The 20,709-nt window shown below is 47.2% G+C and carries 15 protein-coding genes; 7 read left to right on the top strand and 8 right to left on the bottom strand.

Translation table 11 applies throughout. The features are described from left to right. Positions 1-5: 5 nt before the first annotated feature. The gene (locus BC349_RS19560) at positions 6-737 is read right to left on the bottom strand and encodes an esterase family protein (RefSeq protein ID WP_187258486.1); all 732 of its coding nucleotides are present in this window, start codon (positions 735-737) and stop codon (positions 6-8) included. Positions 738-1,027: 290 nt separating this feature from the next. Next, the gene (locus BC349_RS19555; RefSeq protein WP_187258485.1) at positions 1,028-2,356 is read right to left on the bottom strand and encodes an exonuclease domain-containing protein; all 1,329 of its coding nucleotides are present in this window, start codon (positions 2,354-2,356) and stop codon (positions 1,028-1,030) included. A gap of 207 nt (positions 2,357-2,563) precedes the next feature. Here BC349_RS19555 and BC349_RS19550 point away from each other — a divergent pair, with 207 nt between their 5' ends. Together BC349_RS19550 and BC349_RS19545 are read left to right on the top strand one after the other, a co-directional pair. Then, positions 2,564-5,257: a valine--tRNA ligase gene (locus BC349_RS19550; protein WP_187258484.1), complete on the top strand. Its 2,694-nt coding sequence runs from the start codon at positions 2,564-2,566 to the stop codon at positions 5,255-5,257. Between the two features lie 86 nt (positions 5,258-5,343). Then, the gene (locus BC349_RS19545) at positions 5,344-5,979 is read left to right on the top strand and encodes a phosphatase PAP2 family protein (RefSeq protein WP_187258483.1); all 636 of its coding nucleotides are present in this window, start codon (positions 5,344-5,346) and stop codon (positions 5,977-5,979) included. Between the two features lie 25 nt (positions 5,980-6,004). Here BC349_RS19545 and BC349_RS19540 read toward each other — a convergent pair whose 3' ends face one another. Both BC349_RS19540 and BC349_RS19535 read right to left on the bottom strand, forming a co-directional pair. Then, complete coding sequence (locus BC349_RS19540; protein ID WP_187258482.1) at positions 6,005-7,759, bottom strand: glycoside hydrolase family 9 protein; 1,755 nt, start codon at positions 7,757-7,759, stop codon at positions 6,005-6,007. 7 nt (positions 7,760-7,766) lie between these two features. Next, the gene (locus tag BC349_RS19535; RefSeq protein WP_187258481.1) at positions 7,767-10,598 is read right to left on the bottom strand and encodes a hypothetical protein; all 2,832 of its coding nucleotides are present in this window, start codon (positions 10,596-10,598) and stop codon (positions 7,767-7,769) included. Positions 10,599-10,656: 58 nt separating this feature from the next. Between BC349_RS19535 and BC349_RS19530 the strand changes: the two genes are divergently transcribed. Next, complete coding sequence (locus BC349_RS19530; RefSeq protein ID WP_187258480.1) at positions 10,657-11,385, top strand: PrsW family intramembrane metalloprotease; 729 nt, start codon at positions 10,657-10,659, stop codon at positions 11,383-11,385. 5 nt (positions 11,386-11,390) lie between these two features. Beyond that, positions 11,391-11,891: a GNAT family N-acetyltransferase gene (locus BC349_RS19525; protein WP_187258479.1), complete on the top strand. Its 501-nt coding sequence runs from the start codon at positions 11,391-11,393 to the stop codon at positions 11,889-11,891. On the opposite strand, the gene BC349_RS19520 is transcribed toward BC349_RS19525, so the two are convergent. The 3 genes from BC349_RS19520 to BC349_RS19510 all read right to left on the bottom strand — a co-directional run bounded on the left by BC349_RS19520 (position 11,888) and on the right by BC349_RS19510 (position 15,399). After that, a complete protein-coding gene (locus BC349_RS19520) occupies positions 11,888-14,194 on the bottom strand; it encodes a hypothetical protein (RefSeq protein WP_187258478.1) in 2,307 nt (768 codons plus the stop codon). The two genes, BC349_RS19525 and BC349_RS19520, sit on opposite strands and share 4 nt — an antisense overlap. 123 nt (positions 14,195-14,317) lie before the next feature. Further along, positions 14,318-15,103 (bottom strand): queuosine precursor transporter, encoded by a 786-nt coding sequence (locus BC349_RS19515; protein WP_187258477.1) that lies wholly within the window; start codon positions 15,101-15,103, stop codon positions 14,318-14,320. After that, on the bottom strand, positions 15,100-15,399 hold the full coding sequence (locus BC349_RS19510) for a hypothetical protein (RefSeq protein ID WP_187258476.1): 300 nt from the start codon (positions 15,397-15,399) through the stop codon (positions 15,100-15,102). Before BC349_RS19510 ends, BC349_RS19515 begins: the two co-directional genes overlap by 4 nt. Before the next feature lie 91 nt (positions 15,400-15,490). Between BC349_RS19510 and BC349_RS19505 the strand changes: the two genes are divergently transcribed. Genes BC349_RS19505 through BC349_RS19495 form a run of 3 tightly spaced genes read left to right on the top strand, consistent with a single transcriptional unit; the run spans position 15,491 to position 19,716 of the window. Then, complete coding sequence (locus BC349_RS19505) at positions 15,491-18,025, top strand: YfhO family protein (RefSeq protein WP_187258475.1); 2,535 nt, start codon at positions 15,491-15,493, stop codon at positions 18,023-18,025. After that, complete coding sequence (locus BC349_RS19500) at positions 18,022-18,927, top strand: glycosyltransferase family 2 protein (RefSeq protein ID WP_187258474.1); 906 nt, start codon at positions 18,022-18,024, stop codon at positions 18,925-18,927. Before BC349_RS19505 ends, BC349_RS19500 begins: the two co-directional genes overlap by 4 nt. A gap of 3 nt (positions 18,928-18,930) precedes the next feature. Next, a complete protein-coding gene (locus tag BC349_RS19495; RefSeq protein ID WP_187258473.1) occupies positions 18,931-19,716 on the top strand; it encodes a glycosyltransferase in 786 nt (261 codons plus the stop codon). A 5-nt stretch (positions 19,717-19,721) separates the two neighbouring features. Here BC349_RS19495 and BC349_RS19490 read toward each other — a convergent pair whose 3' ends face one another. Then, positions 19,722-20,675 (bottom strand): glycosyltransferase family 2 protein, encoded by a 954-nt coding sequence (locus BC349_RS19490; protein WP_187258472.1) that lies wholly within the window; start codon positions 20,673-20,675, stop codon positions 19,722-19,724. Between the last annotated feature and the right edge of the window lie 34 nt (positions 20,676-20,709).

Below are 20,709 nucleotides of genomic sequence, written 5' to 3'. Positions count from 1 at the left end.
CAAAATTAAAATCTCGTGCCCAGATAATGCGGTAACATGGCCAGCCAGGTTGGCCAGTCGTGTTTCATATCTGTTCCCCAGATATCCAGTTCATACCAGATGCCCTTATTGTACAGTATGCCTGCCAGCCGCCTGGCAGCATCCGGGTCTTCATATGCCCCGCTGCCGCTGAGGATATGGAGGTGATGGCTGTTGCGAATCTGCTCCAGTATGCCATGATCGGCCAGGTTGGGCAGGTAATGAGCCGGACTATTATAATAAACGTCTTCGTCAAAATAACCATTGGTGTATTCGGTAAGGTCATAAACTCCGCTCATGGCAATAAATCCATTCAGAAGATCGGGCCTTTTGAAGAAAAGGTTGGCAGCATGAAGGGCTCCGAAAGAAGCTCCGCAAACGATTATGGGCGTTTCCGCACTGGTATGGGTTTTAATGAAAGGGATTACCTCACGGTATATGTAATCGTTCCACTGCTGGTGTCGGATTGACTTGTGCCTCGGATCCATCTGCTTGTTCATCCAGCTTTCATTGTTAATGCTGTCAACAGAAAACACTTTCACCTTTCCAGATTCAATATACGGCGCTATGGCATTAATCAGGTTGAACCGCTCATATTCCAGGTAATCCGCAGAGGCAGTCGGAATCATCAGCAAGGCTAAACCATAATGACCATAAACTGCTATAGGCATCTCTTTCTGCAAAGACGGGCTGAACCAGGAACTGAGCTTTCTTTCCATACGATGGCTTTTAGTCTAAAATACAACGATTTGGGTGAGGGTAACCAGTTCCAACAAAAAATTGGCCGAACAGTTTAAAATAATTATATTACGTATAATTATAAACCTTATCAGTACCGCACCCTTTTGCTCCTGAAATCATCGTTGGAAATAAATCATTCATTCTCTAAAATGGTTTTTTATGAAACGATTGTTCGATCTGTCGCAGGCAACAACGGTTAAAATGGTACTGGTTGTATTGGCATTATACGGCTTTATTGCTGCTGTTACATATCTGGTCTGGTCATAACCTATTCATTTAAACTTAGCCTGGTAAAAGCTTTTTTCTCTGCAAACTGGTATACCAGTCCCCTGATATAATCATTGTCAGGGGATGGTTCAATTTTTTCTTTCCAGGCCCCCAGTAATAATGGCATGTTATATGGATCATGTATATTTCCCATCCCATAAAAACATCCTTTCTCCAGTAAATAAACCGCATAGCGATCTTCCGCGTAGTAATCTTTCTCAACCAACACAAAACTGGGCAGTTCTGCCTGTAAGGTATCAATGGCTTTATTTAATCGCGCATTATAGACTGCAGGCGGTTCCCGCAACTCCTGTCGCTGATAGCCTGCTTCACCAGGCAAATCCGTGCTGCCGGTTAGTTTCCTGATAAATGCGTGCCCCTCCTGCAGTAAATTGAAAGTGTACAGGGCAGGCAAATGGTTTCTTTTCTTTTCAATCACCAGTTGCAGGTATCCTTTACTGTCCTCATAGGAATAGAGCCCATACCGGTGATGGTATTTTTTCTGACTGCGGTTAAACAGGGGCCAGTGCTTGCGGATTTCCTGGCTTTCCAGTATCAAGGCCATCAGTTCGCTGGAGCATTCCCGGAAACGGACATGGTAAACCTGCCGCATCAGTTCCTGCTTTCGTCTGTTGCCATCATTATTGGAAAAATGACTACGGACCCTGTTCCGGAGGTTCAATGCTTTGCCTACGTAAATGATTTCTTTTTTCTGGTTCTCAAAATAATATACACCCGGACCGTATGGTAATGCCTCGAGGTCCTCAGCAGGCAGATTGGGAGGCAGAAACTGTTCGGCATTTTTACCCCGGGTCATCTTCAGGATATGTCCTTCAGCGTCATCCCTGATCATTTTGGAAAACAACCTGGCGGTGGCATCTGCATCTCCTTCTGCCCTGTGACGATTATTGATGCCAATGTCAAGCGTACGACAAAGATTCCCCAGGCTGTAACTGTGGTGCCCCGGGTAAATTTTTCTTGCCAGTCTTACCGTACATAATTTTTTTACCTGCAGGTCATAACCACAGGAATCCAGGTGACTTTTTATAAAGGAGTAATCAAAATTTACATTATGGGCCACGAAGATCCTGCCGGATAACAAATTGAAAAGATGGGGTGCCACTTCGTCGAAACCCGGCTTATCAGCCACCATCTCATTGGTGATGCCTGTTAATGCAGTGATGTGCCGCGGGATAGGCTGGCGTGGGTTGATCAATGTGGAGTAACGGCCTTCCTCCTCACGGCCGTTGTGAAGCACCACCGCCACTTCAGTGATACCGTTACCGGAAGCAAATCCCCCCGTTGTTTCTATGTCTACAATGGCGTACAAAAAATATGATTTACAAGCATGTAAAGCTAAAGAATTTAGCAATTCATTGTAATTATTCCAGATATTTTTTATGTAATAAATTAAACCTAACTATAAATGGTCTCTATTTAGCAGCGGCTGGGCAGGCTGATTTTATTTTCAGGTTATGCATCACGGGCCCGATTGCTTATTTTTGCAACCCCTTAAATCAAGTATCAGCAATATAGTATGGAACTGAGTAAGAATTTTATCCCGGCAGAAGTTGAAGGTAAATGGAACCAGCACTGGAAAGATAAGCGCTATTTTAACAGCCTCCCTGACGATAGGCCGGCTTTTACTGTGGTGATTCCCCCACCCAATGTGACAGGTGTTTTGCATATGGGCCATACCCTTAATGAAACTGTTCAGGACATTCTTGTCCGGAAGGCCAGGATGAGCGGATTCAATGCCTGCTGGGTACCGGGCAGTGACCATGCTTCCATTGCCACGGAAGCCAAAGTGGTACAGATGCTTGAAAAGGAGAAAGGCATTAAGAAGGCAGACCTGAGCAGGTCAGAATTCCTGAAATATGCTTTTGAATGGAAAGAAAAATATGGTGGCATCATTTATAACCAGATCGAACGTCTCGGTTGCAGTGTGGATTGGGACAGGGTAACCTTTACTATGGATGACCATTATTACAAGGCCGTGATAAAGGTTTTTATTGACCTGTATAAAAAGGGCCTGATCTATCGCGGTGCCCGAATGATCAACTGGGACCCTGCCGCAAAAACAGCTTTGAGCGATGAGGAAGTGGAATACAGGGATGTCCAGGGGAAATTATATCATTTGCTGTACCGGCTGGAAACTGCTGATGGTCAGCCACTGGAAACTTTTGCCGGCAAGGGCATTGTTATTGCCACCCAGCGCCCTGAGACCATCATGGGAGATACCGCGATCTGTGTAAATCCTAACGATGAACGCTATGCGCACCTGAAGGGCGCTTTCGCATATGTTCCGCTGATCAACCGTCGCATTCCCATCATCTTTGATGAATATGTGGATCCGGCCTTTGGCACCGGTGCACTGAAAGTAACTCCAGCACATGATATCAATGACTACAACCTGGGGCTCAGACATCAGCTCGATGTAGTGGATACCCTCAATGATGATGGCACCCTCAGCGCGGCTGCACAGATATACGTGGGTGTTGACCGTTTCAAGGCCCGTAAGCAGATCATTGCTGAATTGCAGGAAAAAGGCTTCCTGCTGAAAGAGGAGGAATACCAGACAAGACTTGGCTACAGCCAGCGAACCGGAGTGGTGGTGGAACCGAAAATATCCACCCAATGGTTCCTGAAAATGAAGGAAATGGCCGAACCTGCATTGAAAGCAGTGGTAGAAGGCCATATCAATATCCATCCCGGTGATAAATTCCTGGCTACTTACAAGTACTGGCTGGAGAATGTGAAGGACTGGTGCATCAGCCGCCAGTTGTGGTGGGGACAGCAAATTCCTTCCTGGTATGCGCCGGACGGAAGTTTTGCGGTTGCTGCTACCCGTGAGGAAGCCTTTGCAGAACTTTCCACACCAGGCTCGCCATTCACTATCGACGATTTGAAACAGGATGAGGATGTACTGGATACCTGGTTTTCTTCCTGGCTCTGGCCCATTGAAGTGTTCAATGGAATCACGGAGCCGGGTAATAAAGAACTTCGTTATTATTATCCGACTTCAGTACTGGTAACCGGTCAGGACATTATCTTTTTCTGGGTGGCGCGTATGGTAATGGCGGGAATGGAATATGAAAAAGAGATTCCTTTCCGTGATGTATATTTCACCGGAATGGTGCGCGACAAGCAGGGACGCAAGATGAGCAAAAGCCTTGGGAATTCACCTGATCTGCTTGAATTGATTGACAAATATGGTGCTGATGCCGTTCGTTTTGGCATCATGATCTCCTCTCCTGCCGGAAACGATCTTTTATTTGATGAAGCTGCACTGGAACAGGGTCGCAATTTCAATAACAAAATGTGGAATGCCCTGAAGCTGATCAATATGTGGAAGGAAAGGCCAGCAATTGTGTCGGATCCATCAGGGGAAGGGTATGCCGCACTGAACTGGCCCAATGCCTGGTTCCGCAGCCGGCTGAATGAAGCCCGCCTGGAGGTGGACCAGCTCATGAAACAGTTTCGCCTGAGTGAAGCATTGAAAACCATTTACTCTTTGGTGTGGGATGATTACTGCAGTTGGTACCTTGAATGGATCAAACCCGGATTTGAAGAGCCGGTGAATGCACTGCATTTGTCAAGGGCCGTAGAATTTTTTGAAGAACTGGTGCAGATGCTCCATCCCTTCATGCCATTTATAACGGAAGAAATTTACCACCACCTTGCTGAAAGAACCGCAGGCGATGATTTATGCATAAGGCAATTCAGCAAAGCGGAGGTACTTGCAAGTTCTGTTGACGGTAAGGCGACGGCCAGTTTCCTGGCAGAAGGCAGGCTGCTGAAGGAAGTAATCAGTGGCATCCGCGACCAGCGCAACAGGGCGCAGATAAAGCCAAAAGAACAGGTTACACTTCATATCAATACTGCAGCACAGGAAATGTATGGCACCATCCAGGCCATCCTTGCCAGGCAGATCAATGCTGCAGGAATCCATTTTGTAAAGGAAACGGTTCCCAATACCATTGCTGCGGTAATTGGCAAGGACCAGTTTTATATTGAGTCCGAACAGCCGATCAATACAGGCAATCAGAAAGCGGAACTTCAGAAGGAGTTGGAATACCTTAAGGGCTTCCTGGTTAGTTGCGATAAAAAATTAAGCAACGAGCGCTTTGTTCAGAATGCCAAACCGGAAGTGGTGGATATGGAAAAGAAAAAGCGGGACGATGCTGCCACCAAAATCAGGGTAATTGAGGAAAGCCTGGCTAATCTTTGAGCCGGACGCGTCTGACGTGCGTCTGACGTACGTCAGACTCATAAGTTTAACTTTTGTTATGCAGGATTAGTAATACATTTCAATTTATGATTCGAATTGTATTGTCCGTACTTTTTGTTATAACCGGTTGCCAGTTTTGTATGGCGCAGACTCCGGGTTTTGATTACACCACCCTCATTGAACTGAATGAACACCGTCGCCATGAACCAACTGAGTTTTACCAGGGTATATCAAATTCTGTCGGAAAGATTAGCCTGGCCATCCCGGCTTCCATGATGGTGGCGGGGATGTTCCGATCGGATAAAGAACTCAGGCAAAAAGCATTATACATTGGTGAAAGCCTGGCAGTTTCAGGCATCATCACGTCTGCAATGAAATACAGTTTCAGGCGCGACAGACCTTTTGTTAGTTATAGGGGACAGATTCAACAGGCAAGTTCTGGCGGCAGTCCTTCCTTTCCATCAGGACATACTTCTCAGGCATTTGCCACGGCCACCTCTCTTTATCTGGCATATCCCAGGTGGTATGTTGCATTACCTGCTTTTGGCTGGGCATCAACGGTTGGCTATTCCAGGATGTACCTGGGTGTGCATTATCCATCGGATGTAGCTGTTGGTGCGCTGGTTGGCGCCGGATCGGCCTGGCTTACCTGGAAAGCCAATACCTGGATGCACCACCGAAAAAGCCACAAACATTCCGTTAGGCGTCTGACGTGCGTCTGACGTATGTCAGACGCGCGTCAGACGCCTAACGGTTTTCCATGGCAGCTAAAAGGTAAATCAGGGAGGCAGTTCCATCCATGGTGGGTTCATTGGTGGAATAGTCACCATAGTCGTCGTGATAAACCACCAGCGGACTCTGGAATCGGTCATATTCATCCGGTTCCATCAGTTTGATGCCGATGAGATTTTTATAGATATTTCCGTAAACCGGCCCATCCACCAGCCCACCGTCAATGGGATATTTTTTAATATGTGTAAAAGCTGAATGTGGGTCCGCCGGAGTGTCGCCCCAGGATGGTAATCCGAAAACCATGGATGTACCCCAGGGATTACAGCCAAACAACCAGTCAATATTTGCCTGCTGCAATTCATCAAACTGTTTGTCGCCGGTTAAACGGCCGTACCAGTAACACTGGATGGCAAAGGACGTGGTGAGGTTATTACTGCACCAGATAAAGGGAACACCCCTGTAAAAAGCATTGCTGCCAGCTTTCGCCCAAACTTTCTCTATGCCATCCTTATAATACTGAATGACTTTGTTTTTTTCAGGCCCTTTCAGTCGCCTGGCCAGTTCATAGTGACCCAGATTGATAAAAGGATACCACTGGTAATGTTTGGCGGTATCGGCACCCAGCCATGGGGTAACCGGTTCTTCGGCTGCATAACGCAAGGCTTCTCCCAACTGATTTTGCCAGGTGGCAGCCAGTTCCATATCATCCACCCAATTGTCTTCCGCGTAGATATAGGGAGATTTTACCGATACCGTCTGGGTCACTCCCGGTTTTATTTGTGAATACGCATAGGCGGTAGCTGATTTTTCTGCAAGCAGAGCGCTGTAGACGGGGTCAACTTGCCGGAATATATCCGCTCCCAACCCAAAGGCACTGGTGAACTTACCTGCCGTGGAAGATGTTCCGGTGGTATTGTTCATGAATTTCTGTCGTTGCTGAGGCATTCCGTTAATAAAATAAACCGGTCTTTCATGCCCCCTTCCATACTGTGAATCAAGTGCGGGCATGCGCATGGAAATATGGTCGCGGTCATCGGCAATCTGGTTAAACATCCAGTCCTTTTTCGGGTGCATTTTCAACAACCAGTCGAGACCCCAGCGGGCTTCGTCCAGTACGTCAGCCAGTCCGTTTTTTCCTTCCAGCCCATTGCCCAGTTTGGTATCCTCAAAAATCTTCGGGAAATCCCGGTAAGCCATCAGGAGGTGATAAGTGGCATTGGCAGACGTGGTGGAATATTGCAGGTAATCGCTGGCATCGTGCCAGCCTCCCACCACATCAATATAAGTGCTGTCCGGCATTGGGCCGTACAGCGTATATCCATCCCTGGTATGACAACTGTCCTTCAGGTAGGGATTGAACCCCGTCCTTTGCTGGCGCATGTAGCGAAGACAAAAATCAGCGCTTCCCTTGTAAACGTCATTGCCTATGCGAAACTCCGGCGATCTGGCTCCGCCAGCCTCCAGGTAATATCGACCAGGCTTATTAAACCCGGAAAAATTCAGGCGGTAACTGGAAGCGAAGGGTCCATAGGCGCCATATGGCTTTCCGACCCCGCTTTTAAAAACAGGTTTACCGGTCGATACCTCAACCAATTGAAAGCTTTTGATGGAGCGGGGTTCAGCAGAGCCCCACACGGCTACTTTTATTCCTTCATTGGTGTATCCCAATTGGTTGATCCTTATCCAGGAATCCTCGTTTGTTTCAGTGTAGGAAAAGCAGATGGTAGCCAGTGCAACCATAACCAGGCTGGAAAAAATCAGTTTTTTCATATGGCAATTAAAATGTAAGTACTTTCTTTTCATTCAAGGGCCCTGGCACCAGGTTGAGTGGAAGGATAAACTGCCATCTGTTGACACCTTGCCCACCAAAAATATCATTATCCAGCAACCTGGCATAACGAATGCCAAAACTCACCGGCAACTGGTTCCACCATTTGGTGTCAAAATATAATTCGGTACCGGCAGACCTGAAATCAATCCGCCCCGAAACAGGTAACAATTTCGGATCGCGACCGATGGCATGATCAAAGAACAGGCCTGATCTCAGCCTCAGGAGATAAACAATATTCCAGATTCCCCAATCCGGATAAGCCAGCGGGAAATGATAGGTAGCCCCCCATTTCCAGCCGCGGTAAAGACTTTCCGAACTATAGCCCCTTGCAAATGGAAAATTATTGCTGAACCTTAAACCGGAAAGACTGTCGCGTTGCTGCATTGCTACATGCAGCACCAGGCTATGGTTGCGTGCCAGGCCCGGCGTATAAAAATTTCCCGTGGCCAGCAATTGTTCCGAATCGAAGCGGCTAACTGCATGCCTGTACTGCAGTCGAACCACCTGTGCCCAACGTGGATGAAAATGCTGCCGGGCCTGCTGCACCTGGTGACTGAACCTCAGTTCATGGTTCAGGTAAAAATAAGAGCGATCGCCCAACTGGTTTTTCTCCGGTTGCCGGAAATAGGGTTTGTTATACACCAGCTCAGATCCTGTGGTAAGAAAGCTGATGCTTCTGCCCCTGCTCAGGTTCAATGGGATTTGAAAGCCGGCATTGGCTTCCAGTTCATTCCAGTAAATGATCCTGTTATTGAAAACACCTCTCCGGTCAATAGTCAGATCCATGCCTCCACTCAGCCAGGGAAACCAGCCGCCGAAAATTCCGCTGAAGCCGAACTGTTTGAAACCCTCATTCCTGTTGTATAAGAACCTGAATTGATTCTGGAAAGTATTGAGCAGGTTTTGGGAGTAAACCGTAAAACTAAACTCCGGGTCCTCATAGAAGGGCGTCCAGCTGTGAAAATTGAACAGACCGGATGTTTTCGGGTAGGGAATGGCGTTAGACTTTTCAACAGGCACATTTCCGGGCAAATTGTTATAATCCGAAAGAATGGAACGGCTTTCACGTACTGCCATTTTATGGTTAGCCAGGTTTCCGATCGGGCTCCAGGCACCGGAATCGGTTTTATAGGTTTCCAGTTTATAGCCGTTTGCGGTAAAATGCGAAACAACCAGGCTGCCCGCACTGGTCACCGGCTGATAAAAACCTGTTTGGGATACCGGGCCGGGAGGTAAGAATTGCAGGAGTTTCCCACTGCTCTTTTCCAGTAAAACGGTATTGTCCTTTCCATCAACGGATAAGGTAAACAGGATGCTGTCCCCGGATTTTACGGGGTATCCCAGGAGGTGGTCCGTCCAGCCAATAACCAGCGCCGAATGCCCGCCTGAAGGATCAATTTCCAGGATTGCCATCTCGCCATTTTTATTTCTGGCTGTTGTAATTATATGACCATGGTAGAGTCTTGGGAAAGAATAAACATAGCCTTGTTGGTTAGGTATGACCTTCAGCAATTGCCCGGCAGAATCAAGCAGGTGAATGGCAGTCATGCCATCCGAACCCTGGTGAACGGCTACAACGGTATCTCCCCTTTCCGACAGTGCCGGCGTAAAATATTTCGAATTCCGGGTAATGGTTTTTTGTTTGCCGGAGTGTATATCCAGTAACCTGATTTCCCCATAATCCTTCCATGACCAGCGGGTTGCCGGACGAAAAGCAGCATAAATAATCTGTCCGTTTGCATAGGAAAAATAGTGGTCCAGAGACTGGTCCCTTGTCCTGATCTTCCTGTCTACCCCATCTTTTCGGCTATAGAAAGCCGGTAGTTCGCTATAGGATGTCCTGAGATAGAGCAGTTCGCCGTTTTCCGTAAACACCGGATTTTCTTCGTGAATGACTTTTTCCCGTTGAACCCGTAACTCCCTGCTTTCCGTTCCGAATTGCTGCCGGCTTTCCTTTAATGCATTTTCTGTAAATGCCCTGTAGGAAATTCCGCTGTATTTCCTGACGGCTTTCTGGAAAGGATAAAACAAGCCTTTGAAACCGGCCGCTTCCCCTGACACATTTTTCCAGAATGCAGGTCCGTATTTGTCAGCGCCATTCAGCACCATCAGGTAGCCCAGCTGGTAATGATCAGGGACATAATCTTTCAGTGACCCATTCCTGAGTTTCATCCAGGAGTAATGTTTATTTGTTTCCCAGAGAGATCGGTAACCATTAAAAAATGCGGGCATTCTTCCCCTGCCCTGCTGACTCATGAAGGTTTCCTGTAATACTGCGTCGCCCTCAAAAAACCAGTCGGGTACCGTCAGCGCATTGGCGAGGGCCTGACCCTGTTGTCCTAGAACCACCCTGAAAACTTTTGCAAGCCCCCTGTTAAAATTGCTGTATTGCTGCAAGTGCCTGAATTCATGCAGGGTTAACTGGTCAGTCCAGGCCAGGCTTCCCAAATCAAATGCGTTTACCGGTGGAGTCATATAAAACTCGCTGCGGTAGGGCGCCAGCGCAACATATCCATTGGAAATGGTGGTCTGGTGCTGGAGCAGGATAGAATAGGGCCATAATTTTGAACCTATGGTGGTATCTCCAGATTGGCGGATGGCACTGGCCAGGCCGGCAATCCTTCGCGCGGCACTATCCCACCCGACGGGATAAATAACCCTGCCGGAAACCGTTTTAATTTGCTTCCATTGCTGGGCAGGCGGGTGTCCGCCAAATTCCTGGGCATTCATTGCATAAGCCCCCAGGATCATCAGTAAAAAAATCAGGACTATTCGCATACCATCAATTTCTATGTCAATATTAATTCACTAATTTCAGCGCAACAAACCAGTTGTTATGGAATTGCTGGCATTGGCCCTGGCCCCGGGCATTGCAATCATGTGGTTTATTTACTCAAAAGACCGGTATGACAAGGAACCACTCCGTGCCCTGATAAAATCTTTTTTTCTGGGCATGCTGGGTATTGTTCCTGCGGTGATCATGCAATTGGCCGCAATTGGTTTACTGGACTGGTTAATGCCGGCGAATGGCTGGATCTATTTCATTCTCAAGGCCTTTATTGTGGTGGCACTTACCGAAGAAGCCTGCAAATTCATGATGGTAAAATGGTATGCCTGGCCCAGACCCTTTTTCAATGAACCATTTGACGGAATTGTTTATGGTGTGATGGTGGCCATGGGGTTCGCCACCCTGGAAAATATCGGTTATGTTATGCAGCACGGCTGGCAAACAGCCATTCTTCGTATGTTCCTATCTGTTCCCGCCCATGCTACATTCGGGGTCCTGATGGGGTATTACCTCGGATTGGCAAAATTTACGCATGACAGACATTCGAAACAGCTCATGGTAAGGGGATTATTGCTCTCTGTTCTATTCCACGGCCTGTTTGATCTTTTTCTATTTGTCCAGGCTGATGATGGCATCACACAGAAGTGGTCCTCAGGATTCCTGTTCGGATCGGCCATATTATCCTATCTCGTTGCAGTGCGTCTGTCCTGGCAGGCGATTCGGATGCACCAGGAATTATCCAGGAATAATCTTCAATCAAAGGAAAAAACGGTTTGACAGCTATGAAAGAAACACTGGTAATAAGAAGCGCAGATTTTGATGATATTGCAACCATCGGTTATCTGGCCCACCAGATATGGCCGGTTACCTATAAAGACATCCTTACCAGGGATCAGATGGATTATATGCTGCAACTTAATTACAGTCCCGCAGCATTGGAGAACCAGATAAGAAAGCAACACCACCAGTTCATCATTGCTGAAATTAATCTGGAAGAAGTGGGTTTTGCTTCTTTTGGACCCATTCATAATGGCAACTGGAAACTACACAAACTTTATGTGTTGCCCTCCATGCAGGGAAAAGGAGTTGGGAAAGCCCTGGTGGACATGGTGGAAGAAGAAGTGCGCACCCATAACGGCGCGCACCTGCTTTTGAATGTAAACAAAAATAACAAGGCCATTAAATTCTATGAATCCATCGGTTTCCAGATCGAAAAGGCGGAGGTAAACGATATCGGCCATGGATTCGTGATGGACGACTACGTGATGGGGAAGGATGTTTAATTACCCCTTCTCTCTGGCCTCCTGACCTCGCCCTGTCCGCCACCTGAGGGTGACCTTGACGGCCCCTGCCGCTGCGCCTGTGGCTGTCTGGATGATGGAGAAGGCTGTCTTGATATTGCCGGTCTTTCCCTGTTCTCCATCCGGTTTCTGAGCTGCGGCTGAATATTGGGTTGCCTTGAGGCAGGCCTTTCCTGTTGCTGTCTTTCGTTATTATTGTTCACTGATGGCCTATAGCTGCGAGTGGGCCGATCATTATTCCTTGCTTCATTCTGGTAATTACGTCCAGGCGCATTTGAATTTGGCTGGTTCGGGCGAATACTCCGTTGCCGCTCATTATTAGGGCGACCATTGATTGCCGGCCGGTCATTTACCGATGGCCTTTCATTGGTTGAACCATAGTACCGACGGTCGGGTCTTGCATTAGGGCGGTTGTTTTCATTACGGTTATTGTAAGAAGATCCGTAATAACGCCTGTTGTCGCGTGAGCTGATTGCCTGGCGCTGGCTGTAAACATTACCATAATAGTGTCGTGAGGAACCGTAGTAAGACCGTTCATTCACATAAAAATGATTGTTGCGGTATCCGTAATAACCATAATCCCTGTACGAAGGTCCGCAATATGCAGGGCGGTAAACCGTAGGGCCCCACCATCCGCCATACCAGCGATCCCATGGGCGATAGCGGTAGCCGGTATTGAACCAGCCCGGATAATAATTAAATCCTATTGACCATCCGAACCAGGGGGAATAGTGCATATTGAATCCCCAGGTAAATGGCCTGGGATAATAGTAGCGGCGGTGCCAGGGACGGTAATAATAACCGGTTCCGTAAACCACAGTAGGTCCGTATATGTAAGTATTAAGGTATCCGGGAGTATAGCCCATATAAATATAATCGGGCGTAACATCATAGATATATACATACTTCACATTATAAACCGGGTAGCTGGGCGGGATTAGGTCAACTTCATCGGGCCTTACATCACTAACAGACCAGGGGCCATAGGGAGAACCGGACCTGAACCATACACCGTTATCAACCAGGAAGTACTGCTGCCTGTACCGGATAACAGTTGCAGAAGAGTTCACTGCATAGGACATTTTCGTACCACTTATTCTTTCAAATTCAGGTTCACCATCATACTCAACCGAAGAAGTTGCCCGGCTTCTTTCCACCCTTGCGGTCTGGGGTATTTGGGCATCCATCAAAGCATTGGTCGCTGCAGGGGTCCCTGCTACACTGGCCAGCACATTGTCTTTTGGCGATCCGGCAGGAATCCGGGAAAAATCTTTTGGCAAATCGTCTGCACTGATATATTCCCAGTTACCATTAAGCGAACGGGAACGATACCACCTGCCTGAAAGCAATACAAAATATTGCTGGCTGGCGATATCCATGAAAATATCATTGGGCGAATTTTCCACATACAGGAGCCCGGTATTTGATACGGGGGTAAAGTCGGCCTCACCTCTTGACTGTATCAGCTCTGCCGGTTCAGTGCTTACCAGGATATTTTCAACAGGGGAAAGATTTTCATCACTGAATTCATTCTCAAACTCATTCTTGTTATCGGCCGCCAGGTTCTTTTCTTCAGCCTCCCTGATGGCATTTTCTACTTTTGACAGGCTGGCGGGAGGGTATGCGGTATAGGAGAAAGGGCCGCTGAGTGAACTGGACTGGTACCAGTGTTTGCCCCCGTAGAGATAGAGCCTGCCGTTTGAATGACGCACGATGGTATTCGGTGAATTGATCAGAGCTTCCATTCCCCAGTCATCATTTCGCTGCCAAACTGGATTTCCATCCACCACCACCAGTAAAGTGGGTTTGTTGGTATAGATTACTTTTGGCGCTTTGTTTTGAAAGCTTCCGGTCAGGCTTTCCTTTTGCTGATTGCGCTCCAGGGCAAGGTTCAGATCACTGTCTGCCAGTTTTAACTGCCTTGCGGGAATCGCTGATTCCAACGCTTGTTCCACTTCATCATTTAAGGATTCACCAATTTCCGGAGGGAAACGGAGACCCGTAACCGAAATGGACTGCAAAACCTGGTAGCTTCCCTCCTTCATTGTTTGGGAGTTAGCCCAGATGGTTCCGAAAACAGGCTCGCCGGTTCCTTTTTTCACAAGTGATACTGCAGCCTGGAAAGACAATTGATTGTTCGAAAAAGCTGAAGGCTGGGGCTCATACAGTTTCAGGCGATCGCCATTATTCAGTTGAACCTGTACCGGCCAGGATTGCGAAAAACCGGCTATTGTCAACAGCAGGGCTGTCAACAGCATTCCGGCATTCAGGTAGAGATTACGCATGGTGTATAGGTTTTAAATTAACCAACCATAGTCAAATTAGCACAGTTTGTGAGACCGCCAACCCGACAATATGTTAATGTTGGGACGTTCAAAACAGCGCTTCGTTTAATCCCTGATTCCCTTTTAACTAAGTTTTTGCATTCCCAGCGCAGCCTTCTTCATATTGGCTGCCTGTTCGTGGCCAAGGTATCTTTCAATCATCCCGTGAATCAGGTAGATCAGCGGTGTACAAAGTACAGCAATGGTGAACTTATAGGAATAACCGACCATGGCGATGGCCGTGACCCTGGGAAATGAAAATCCCAGTGAAAAATAGAGATAGATATAGGAAACAACGATGGTATCTATGAATTGGGAAAACAGGGTGGAAACGGTTGCCCTCATCCAGATCCTGTTTTCACCGGTAACCCTTTTAATGGTCCGGAAAACTGTGGCATCCGTCAACTGCCCGATGAGGAAGGCAGTAAGGGAGGCGATGATGATATTCATCCCCTGCCCCAGTATCTGGTGGTAGGCTGCCTGCATATCCGGTACCCCGTTTTTTTCCTGTGATAATTGCCACCAGCCGGCAGGTGCCGTATGAATGGCCAGATAAAATAATACAAAGGCAAAAGCAATGAGTCCGGCGGTGATAATAGACAGGAACCGCACTCCTTTCAATCCGTAATACTCATTGATGATGTCGGTCATGATGAATACTATGGGCCAGGGTAATACACCGACTGAAAGATCAAAGGCAAGCCCGCTTTCTCCCAGCAGGGTAAAATTGGCTTTCTCCATACCCAGCGTACCTTCCAGGGAAAAAATCTTTACCCCGATAACTTCTGCGATGATGGCATTCGCGATGAAAAATCCTCCCAGGATGATGAAGAGCCGGGTTGGTTTGTCTTTTATTATATTATGGATCATGCGTTGGTATTGCCTAAAGATAATGTGCCTGAAAGGAAGAGAAAAACCTGAAGCACCAATAAAACAGTATTCAACAATGCCAGGGGCCGGATGGTTTGGAAACCTGGCCGATTAAAATGCCTGAAATTGAAATATAATACTGTAAGGTTGATAACCGGACTTAAAACCAGTCCGCTTACCAGAATGACCGATTCCAGTGCGGAGCCCTGGAATACCGGATAATAACGCATGGCCATAGCCAGCAGGAATGCCAGGTTACAAATAAAAGCCAGTTTGTTCAGTTGTGAAATTTTCATGGTTCTGCAAAAATCGGGGCCCGGAGGGTAAAATTGCGCTAAATGAAGGTCAAATATGTCTTATTTTGCCGCCTAAACTGAATTCAGGCACATGAAATCCAATTGGTTTAAACAAGCATCGCCACATATTTACGCCATTTTATTTTTCCTGGTCGTATCTGTTGTCTATTGCCAGCCGGCAATAATGGGGAAGGTCCTGGAGCAACACGATATCCAGGGCTGGAAAGGAATGGCCCAGCAATCCTTTGAGTTTAAGGAAAAATACGGACACTTTCCCCTATGGTCCAACAGTATGTTTGGCGGAATGCCGGCTTTCACTTTTACTTCCAACGGTGCGATGGTGGAAACCATTTACCTGCAGGTATTACTCACACTTGGCATGCCCATTCCCGTTAGTTTCTTTTTTCTTGCCTGTATCAGTTTCTATTTTCTCTGCATGGTTCTGGGGATAAGGCCACTGGTGGCGGCCCTTGCAGCCATTGCCTATGCCTGGTCAACCTATGACCCGGTGATCATTGCAGTAGGACACAATACCAAAATGTGGGCCATCGCCTATGCGCCTGCTGTGATAGGATCACTGCTGATGGTTTACCAGAAAAAATACCTGACCGGTGCCGCATTGCTGGCGCTTTTCTTTGGCCTGCAAACCAGCACCCAACACGTTCAGGTAGTTTATTATACTGTCATTGTAATGGCATTGATCAGTATTGCCTACCTGGTTAATAGTATCCGCAACAAAGAAACGGGAGCTTTATTCCCGTCCTTTGGCATTGCATTGGTGGCAGGCCTGGTTGGGCTGGCATCCTATGCCACGAGCTGGTATCCCCTGCAGGAGTATTCAAAAGAGACCATGCGTGGCGGACGCTCAGAAATTACAGAAGGCGTTGATTCCACCAATAAAACAGTTGGTGGTCTTGACAAAGACTATGCTTTTCACTGGAGCTACGGCATCACGGAAACGATGACCTTTTTCGTTCCATCCATATACGGCGGCAGTTCAGGTACAGTTGTCAACGGGGAAATCATTTCCGAATTTGGGGATGACACCAAAACAGCTACGGTACTGATGGAAAAAACCGGCATGCAGGAAGACCAGGCCAATAGTTTTGTGAAACAATTACCAGCATACTGGGGCTCACAGCCCGGCACATCTGGTCCGGTATATTTCGGTGCCATTATTTGCTTCCTGTTTATCCTGGGAATGGTATATGTAAAATCATGGCACAAATGGTGGATCCTGGCAGCAACCATAATAGGTATCCTGCTGGCATGGGGCAAGAATTTTTCTTCCCTCAACTATTTCCTCTTTGATTACCTGCCCTTTTATAATAAGTTCAGGGCACCGACCATCGCATTGATCATACCCCAGCTGACCTTCCCTTTGCTGGCAGCACTGGGATTGGAACAATTCCTGAAAACCGACAGCAAGGATGCCGGTGAACAAAAAAGGCTAAAGCTAACTGCCATCATTTCCGGTGTTGTGATTGCGCTGTATCTGGTGTTTTACCTGATGGCAGACTTTAGCGGCGCTGGGGATGCAGGACTGAAGCAACAACTGGCCGGCAGCATGATGCAGGGCGGTGACCAAAATCCCCAGATGCAGCAGCAGGCGGCGGATTTTGCACAATCCATTGTTTCAGCATTACGGGATGACCGTAAATCTTTATTTGGGGGCGATCTCTTCAGGTCCATCCTGCTGGTACTGCTGGCCGCTACCCTGATGTATTTTTATCGTAAGGGAAAACTCAACCAAGTCATATTACTGGTGGGATTGCTGGTGGCCAGTTCAATTGATATTGTGGGCGTGGGTACCCGCTACCTGGGTCACCGCAACTTTGTGGAAAAGGAAGAATTTGAAGCAAATTTTACACCCAATGCTGCTGATCTCAGTATTAAGAATGATACCCGTCAGCCTTTCAGGGTTTTTGACCAGAGTACCAATGCCAATCCGTTTGAAAGCTCCAGGGCTTCTTATTTCCATAATTCAATAGGCGGTTACAGTCCGGCCAAACTGGGATTGTACCAGGACCTGATCCAGCACCAGTTGTCTAAAGGCAATATGCAGGTATTCAATATGCTCAACACCCGTTACTTCATCATGCAAAACCCGGCCAATGGTCAGGCAGTTGCACAGGTGAACCCGGAAGCATTCGGGCCGGCCTGGTTTGTAAAAGAGGTGAAAATTGTAAAGGATGGCAATGCTGAAATGAAAGCGCTAGACAGCACTTCTTTAAAGGATATAGCTGTGGTGCAGGAAAAATATGTACAAACCCTGGGTGGACAGCCGGTTTATGATTCATCTGCCAGCATACAGTGGGTGGAGAACCTGAATGATAAAGTGGTATATAAAACCAATGCTTCCACAGATCAGTTTGCCGTTTTCAGTGAGATCTTTTATGACAAGGGATGGAATGCCTACCTGGATGGGAAGCCCGTTCCCTATGTAAAAGCAAACTATGTGCTGAGGGGAATGAAGGTGCCTGCAGGAACTCATAACATTGAATTCAGGTTTGAACCCAAAGCAGTTGCAAGCAGCCAGATGGTTTCCACGATCAGTGCGATACTGATCTACCTTGGCCTTGCAGTTATTGCCTTCCTTGCCTGGAAACGTAAAAAGCTTGTATGATCTCGGTAATCATCAGCTCCTATAACCGGGCGGACTATATCATCAATGCCATTGACAGCCTGTACAACCAGTCCATAAGCAGGTCGGAATATGAGGTCATTGTGGTGGACAATAACAGTACGGACAATACAGAATCCTTGTGCCGGGAATACATTGCAACGCATACCGATGCCAATATTGTTTTCCTGAAGGAAACCAGCCAGGGGTCATCGTTTTCAAGAAATGCAGGCGCCAAAGCAGCAAAGGGGGAACTGCTGACCTTTATCGATGATGATGCAGTGGCCTTTCCGGATTTCCTGGAAAAGATCCTGGCTTTTTTCGCAGCTCATCCTGAGGCCGGCGGAATGGGCGGACCTATTATCCCCCAATACATTCCGGCTGAACCGGATTGGATGTCATACTATGTTTCCTCTTTGGTGGCAAATTTCGATTACAGCGACAGGGTAACAGAATTCAGTGCAACGCGCTATCCCTTTGAACCAAATATGACTGTGACCCGCAAGGCATTTTTTGATATCAACGGTTTCGATACCAGTTTGCCGGGTGTGGTAGGTAAACTGCGGATTGGCGGCGAAGGCAAGGATTTCTTTTTCAGGATGAAAGCACTTGGTTACCGTATATTCTATGATCCTGCTGTAAAAGTGCATCATGTGGTGGAGGTCAAAAAGCTCACCCCCGAATACTTATATCGGGTGGCATCCGGCCAGGGACGCGGCGAAAGGGTCAGGGTAAAAAAGCTCGGTGCCATGGCTTATTACAAAAAAGTGGTGGAATTCATTGTCAAACTGGGAGCCGCGGTGGTGCTGGGTATCTGGTATGCGCTGAAGGGAACCCCCAAAAAATCCTGGCCTGTAATTCGATTTCGCCGGGATGCATTAAAGGGATTGGTACAGAAATTTTAACCCATGTCACTGAAGATTTCCGTCATAACCATTTGTTATAACAATCTGCCTGAACTGAAGGCAAGTTGTAATTCTGTGGACAGGCAGGCAAAGGCGCCATTTGAGCATTGGATCATTGACGGTTCTACCAATGGAGAAATCAGGGAGTTCCTGGAAAATCATGCCCAGCCTTCCTACCGGAAATGGATATCCGAAAGAGACAAAGGCATTGCGGATGCATTTAATAAAGGAATTGAAAGATCCCGCGGGGAAATAATCAACCTGCTTAATTCGGGGGATTGTTTTTTTTCAGCTGAGGTACTTGGACTGGTTGAGGATACTTTTCTTGCCAACCCATCGATTACCTGGTTGCACGGTAAATGCCAGACACAACGGGGTGGCAAAGATGTAGTGCTGGGTAAGCCATTTGAAAAAGCGAAGTTGTATCGGGGAATGCGGTCGGTATGGCACCAGACCATTTTCCTGAAAAAAAGCCTGCATGAAACATACGGCCTGTATGATCCGGGACTGAACATCGCGATGGACTATGATTTTCTCTGCCGTATGGCGGATGAACCATTTATTTTCCTGGAGCAACAGTTAGTGATATTTGCGCCACATGGCATCAGCCAGACCAGTTATCTGCAATCGCTGAAACAGATGGAAGAAGTATATACAAAGCATTTTGGCAGGAGCCTGAAACTTAAGATCTGGCACCTGAGATTAAGAATACTTTATTATTTACTCAACGGGCCATTTGGAAAATTCCTGTATGCCGTAAAGACAAGGCTGAAGCTGGAAAACATATAAGTGTCTTAAACACTTATCAGCAGGCTCCTAAGGTAGGTGAGACACATCATTGGTTTTGAAACAAAGCCCGACTTAAGCAGGTTTGCCGGCAGTTTTCCCTGTATTCTCAGCATGCAACGAATTATCGGGTGAACGGGAGCGTTATACAATGCCTCTATTTCCTGCGTACTCCGGATTTCCAGGTTGCGGTACAGGCGCCAGTAATAATCAAAGACCAGGATATTACGCAGGATGCCAGCTCCCATTTTTTCCAGTAGCAGGTGGTTTTCCGGAATTTGCACCTCTTTAACCCGGAAAGTATACTTGGTAACCTGTTCCTTATTGAACCCGATCTGCAGCAAAACTTCATCAATATAGCGCCACTCACCTGTTTTTTGGATACAGCGGATGTAGTATTCAAAATCCACTACATATTTAAACCGGTTGTCGTAAAAAAGGTCAAGGTCGCGCCGAACCAGTGTACAGCTTGGGTTGCCGACATAAACCTTTTTGAAGAGATGAAGCGGACTGGATCTCAGCAGGAAAAGTTCCCAACTGCTGCACCGGACCGTTTCGATTTTTCCGCTGTCTTCATCCACATTCTGAAAAGCTGAGAAAAAGAACCTGCAGTCGGGGTAATTCAGGGTTTGTTCATGAAATCTGGCAAGGGCCATGTCGTTGGTAAACCAGTCATCATCGTGCATGATCTTGATCCATTCACCCCTGGCCTGGCGGATGCCTTCATTCCAGTTTTCCGGCGTGCCGAGAACGGGATCATTTTTGAAATACCGGAGGTTCATCCGGCCTGAGTACTGTTTGCACAGTTCACTCACCGTGATGTCTGGACTATCATCCGTTAGCACTACTTCAAAATCGCGGAATTGCTGGATTACAATAGAATCCAATAGGCGCTTAAGGTAATCCACCCTTTTATAAGCAGGGATACAGATTGAGATGAATGGGCTGACCTGCATCGACATTGTTATTCTCAGATATTTTACGCAATTTACAGTT

The organism is Flavihumibacter stibioxidans, from assembly GCF_014332695.1.
GTDB classification, from domain to species: domain Bacteria; phylum Bacteroidota; class Bacteroidia; order Chitinophagales; family Chitinophagaceae; genus Flavihumibacter; species Flavihumibacter stibioxidans.
Note: the sequence above shows the minus strand (reverse complement) of the source record. Positions and strands in the feature narration are given on the sequence as shown.

Excerpts from the sequence above, each read along its gene's own strand:
- BC349_RS19560 (WP_187258486.1), bottom strand. The coding sequence starts at position 737 with ATGGAAAGAAAGCTCAGTTCCTGGTTCAGCCCGTCTTTGCAGAAAGAG.
- BC349_RS19550 (WP_187258484.1), top strand. The coding sequence starts at position 2,564 with ATGGAACTGAGTAAGAATTTTATCCCGGCAGAAGTTGAAGGTAAATGG.
- BC349_RS19545 (WP_187258483.1), top strand. The coding sequence starts at position 5,344 with ATGATTCGAATTGTATTGTCCGTACTTTTTGTTATAACCGGTTGCCAG.
- BC349_RS19540 (WP_187258482.1), bottom strand. The coding sequence starts at position 7,759 with ATGAAAAAACTGATTTTTTCCAGCCTGGTTATGGTTGCACTGGCTACC.
- BC349_RS19535 (WP_187258481.1), bottom strand. The coding sequence starts at position 10,598 with ATGCGAATAGTCCTGATTTTTTTACTGATGATCCTGGGGGCTTATGCA.
- BC349_RS19530 (WP_187258480.1), top strand. The coding sequence starts at position 10,657 with ATGGAATTGCTGGCATTGGCCCTGGCCCCGGGCATTGCAATCATGTGG.
- BC349_RS19525 (WP_187258479.1), top strand. The coding sequence starts at position 11,391 with ATGAAAGAAACACTGGTAATAAGAAGCGCAGATTTTGATGATATTGCA.
- BC349_RS19520 (WP_187258478.1), bottom strand. The coding sequence starts at position 14,194 with ATGCGTAATCTCTACCTGAATGCCGGAATGCTGTTGACAGCCCTGCTG.
- BC349_RS19515 (WP_187258477.1), bottom strand. The coding sequence starts at position 15,103 with ATGATCCATAATATAATAAAAGACAAACCAACCCGGCTCTTCATCATC.
- BC349_RS19510 (WP_187258476.1), bottom strand. The coding sequence starts at position 15,399 with ATGAAAATTTCACAACTGAACAAACTGGCTTTTATTTGTAACCTGGCA.
- BC349_RS19505 (WP_187258475.1), top strand. The coding sequence starts at position 15,491 with ATGAAATCCAATTGGTTTAAACAAGCATCGCCACATATTTACGCCATT.
- BC349_RS19500 (WP_187258474.1), top strand. The coding sequence starts at position 18,022 with ATGATCTCGGTAATCATCAGCTCCTATAACCGGGCGGACTATATCATC.
- BC349_RS19495 (WP_187258473.1), top strand. The coding sequence starts at position 18,931 with ATGTCACTGAAGATTTCCGTCATAACCATTTGTTATAACAATCTGCCT.
- BC349_RS19490 (WP_187258472.1), bottom strand. The coding sequence starts at position 20,675 with ATGTCGATGCAGGTCAGCCCATTCATCTCAATCTGTATCCCTGCTTAT.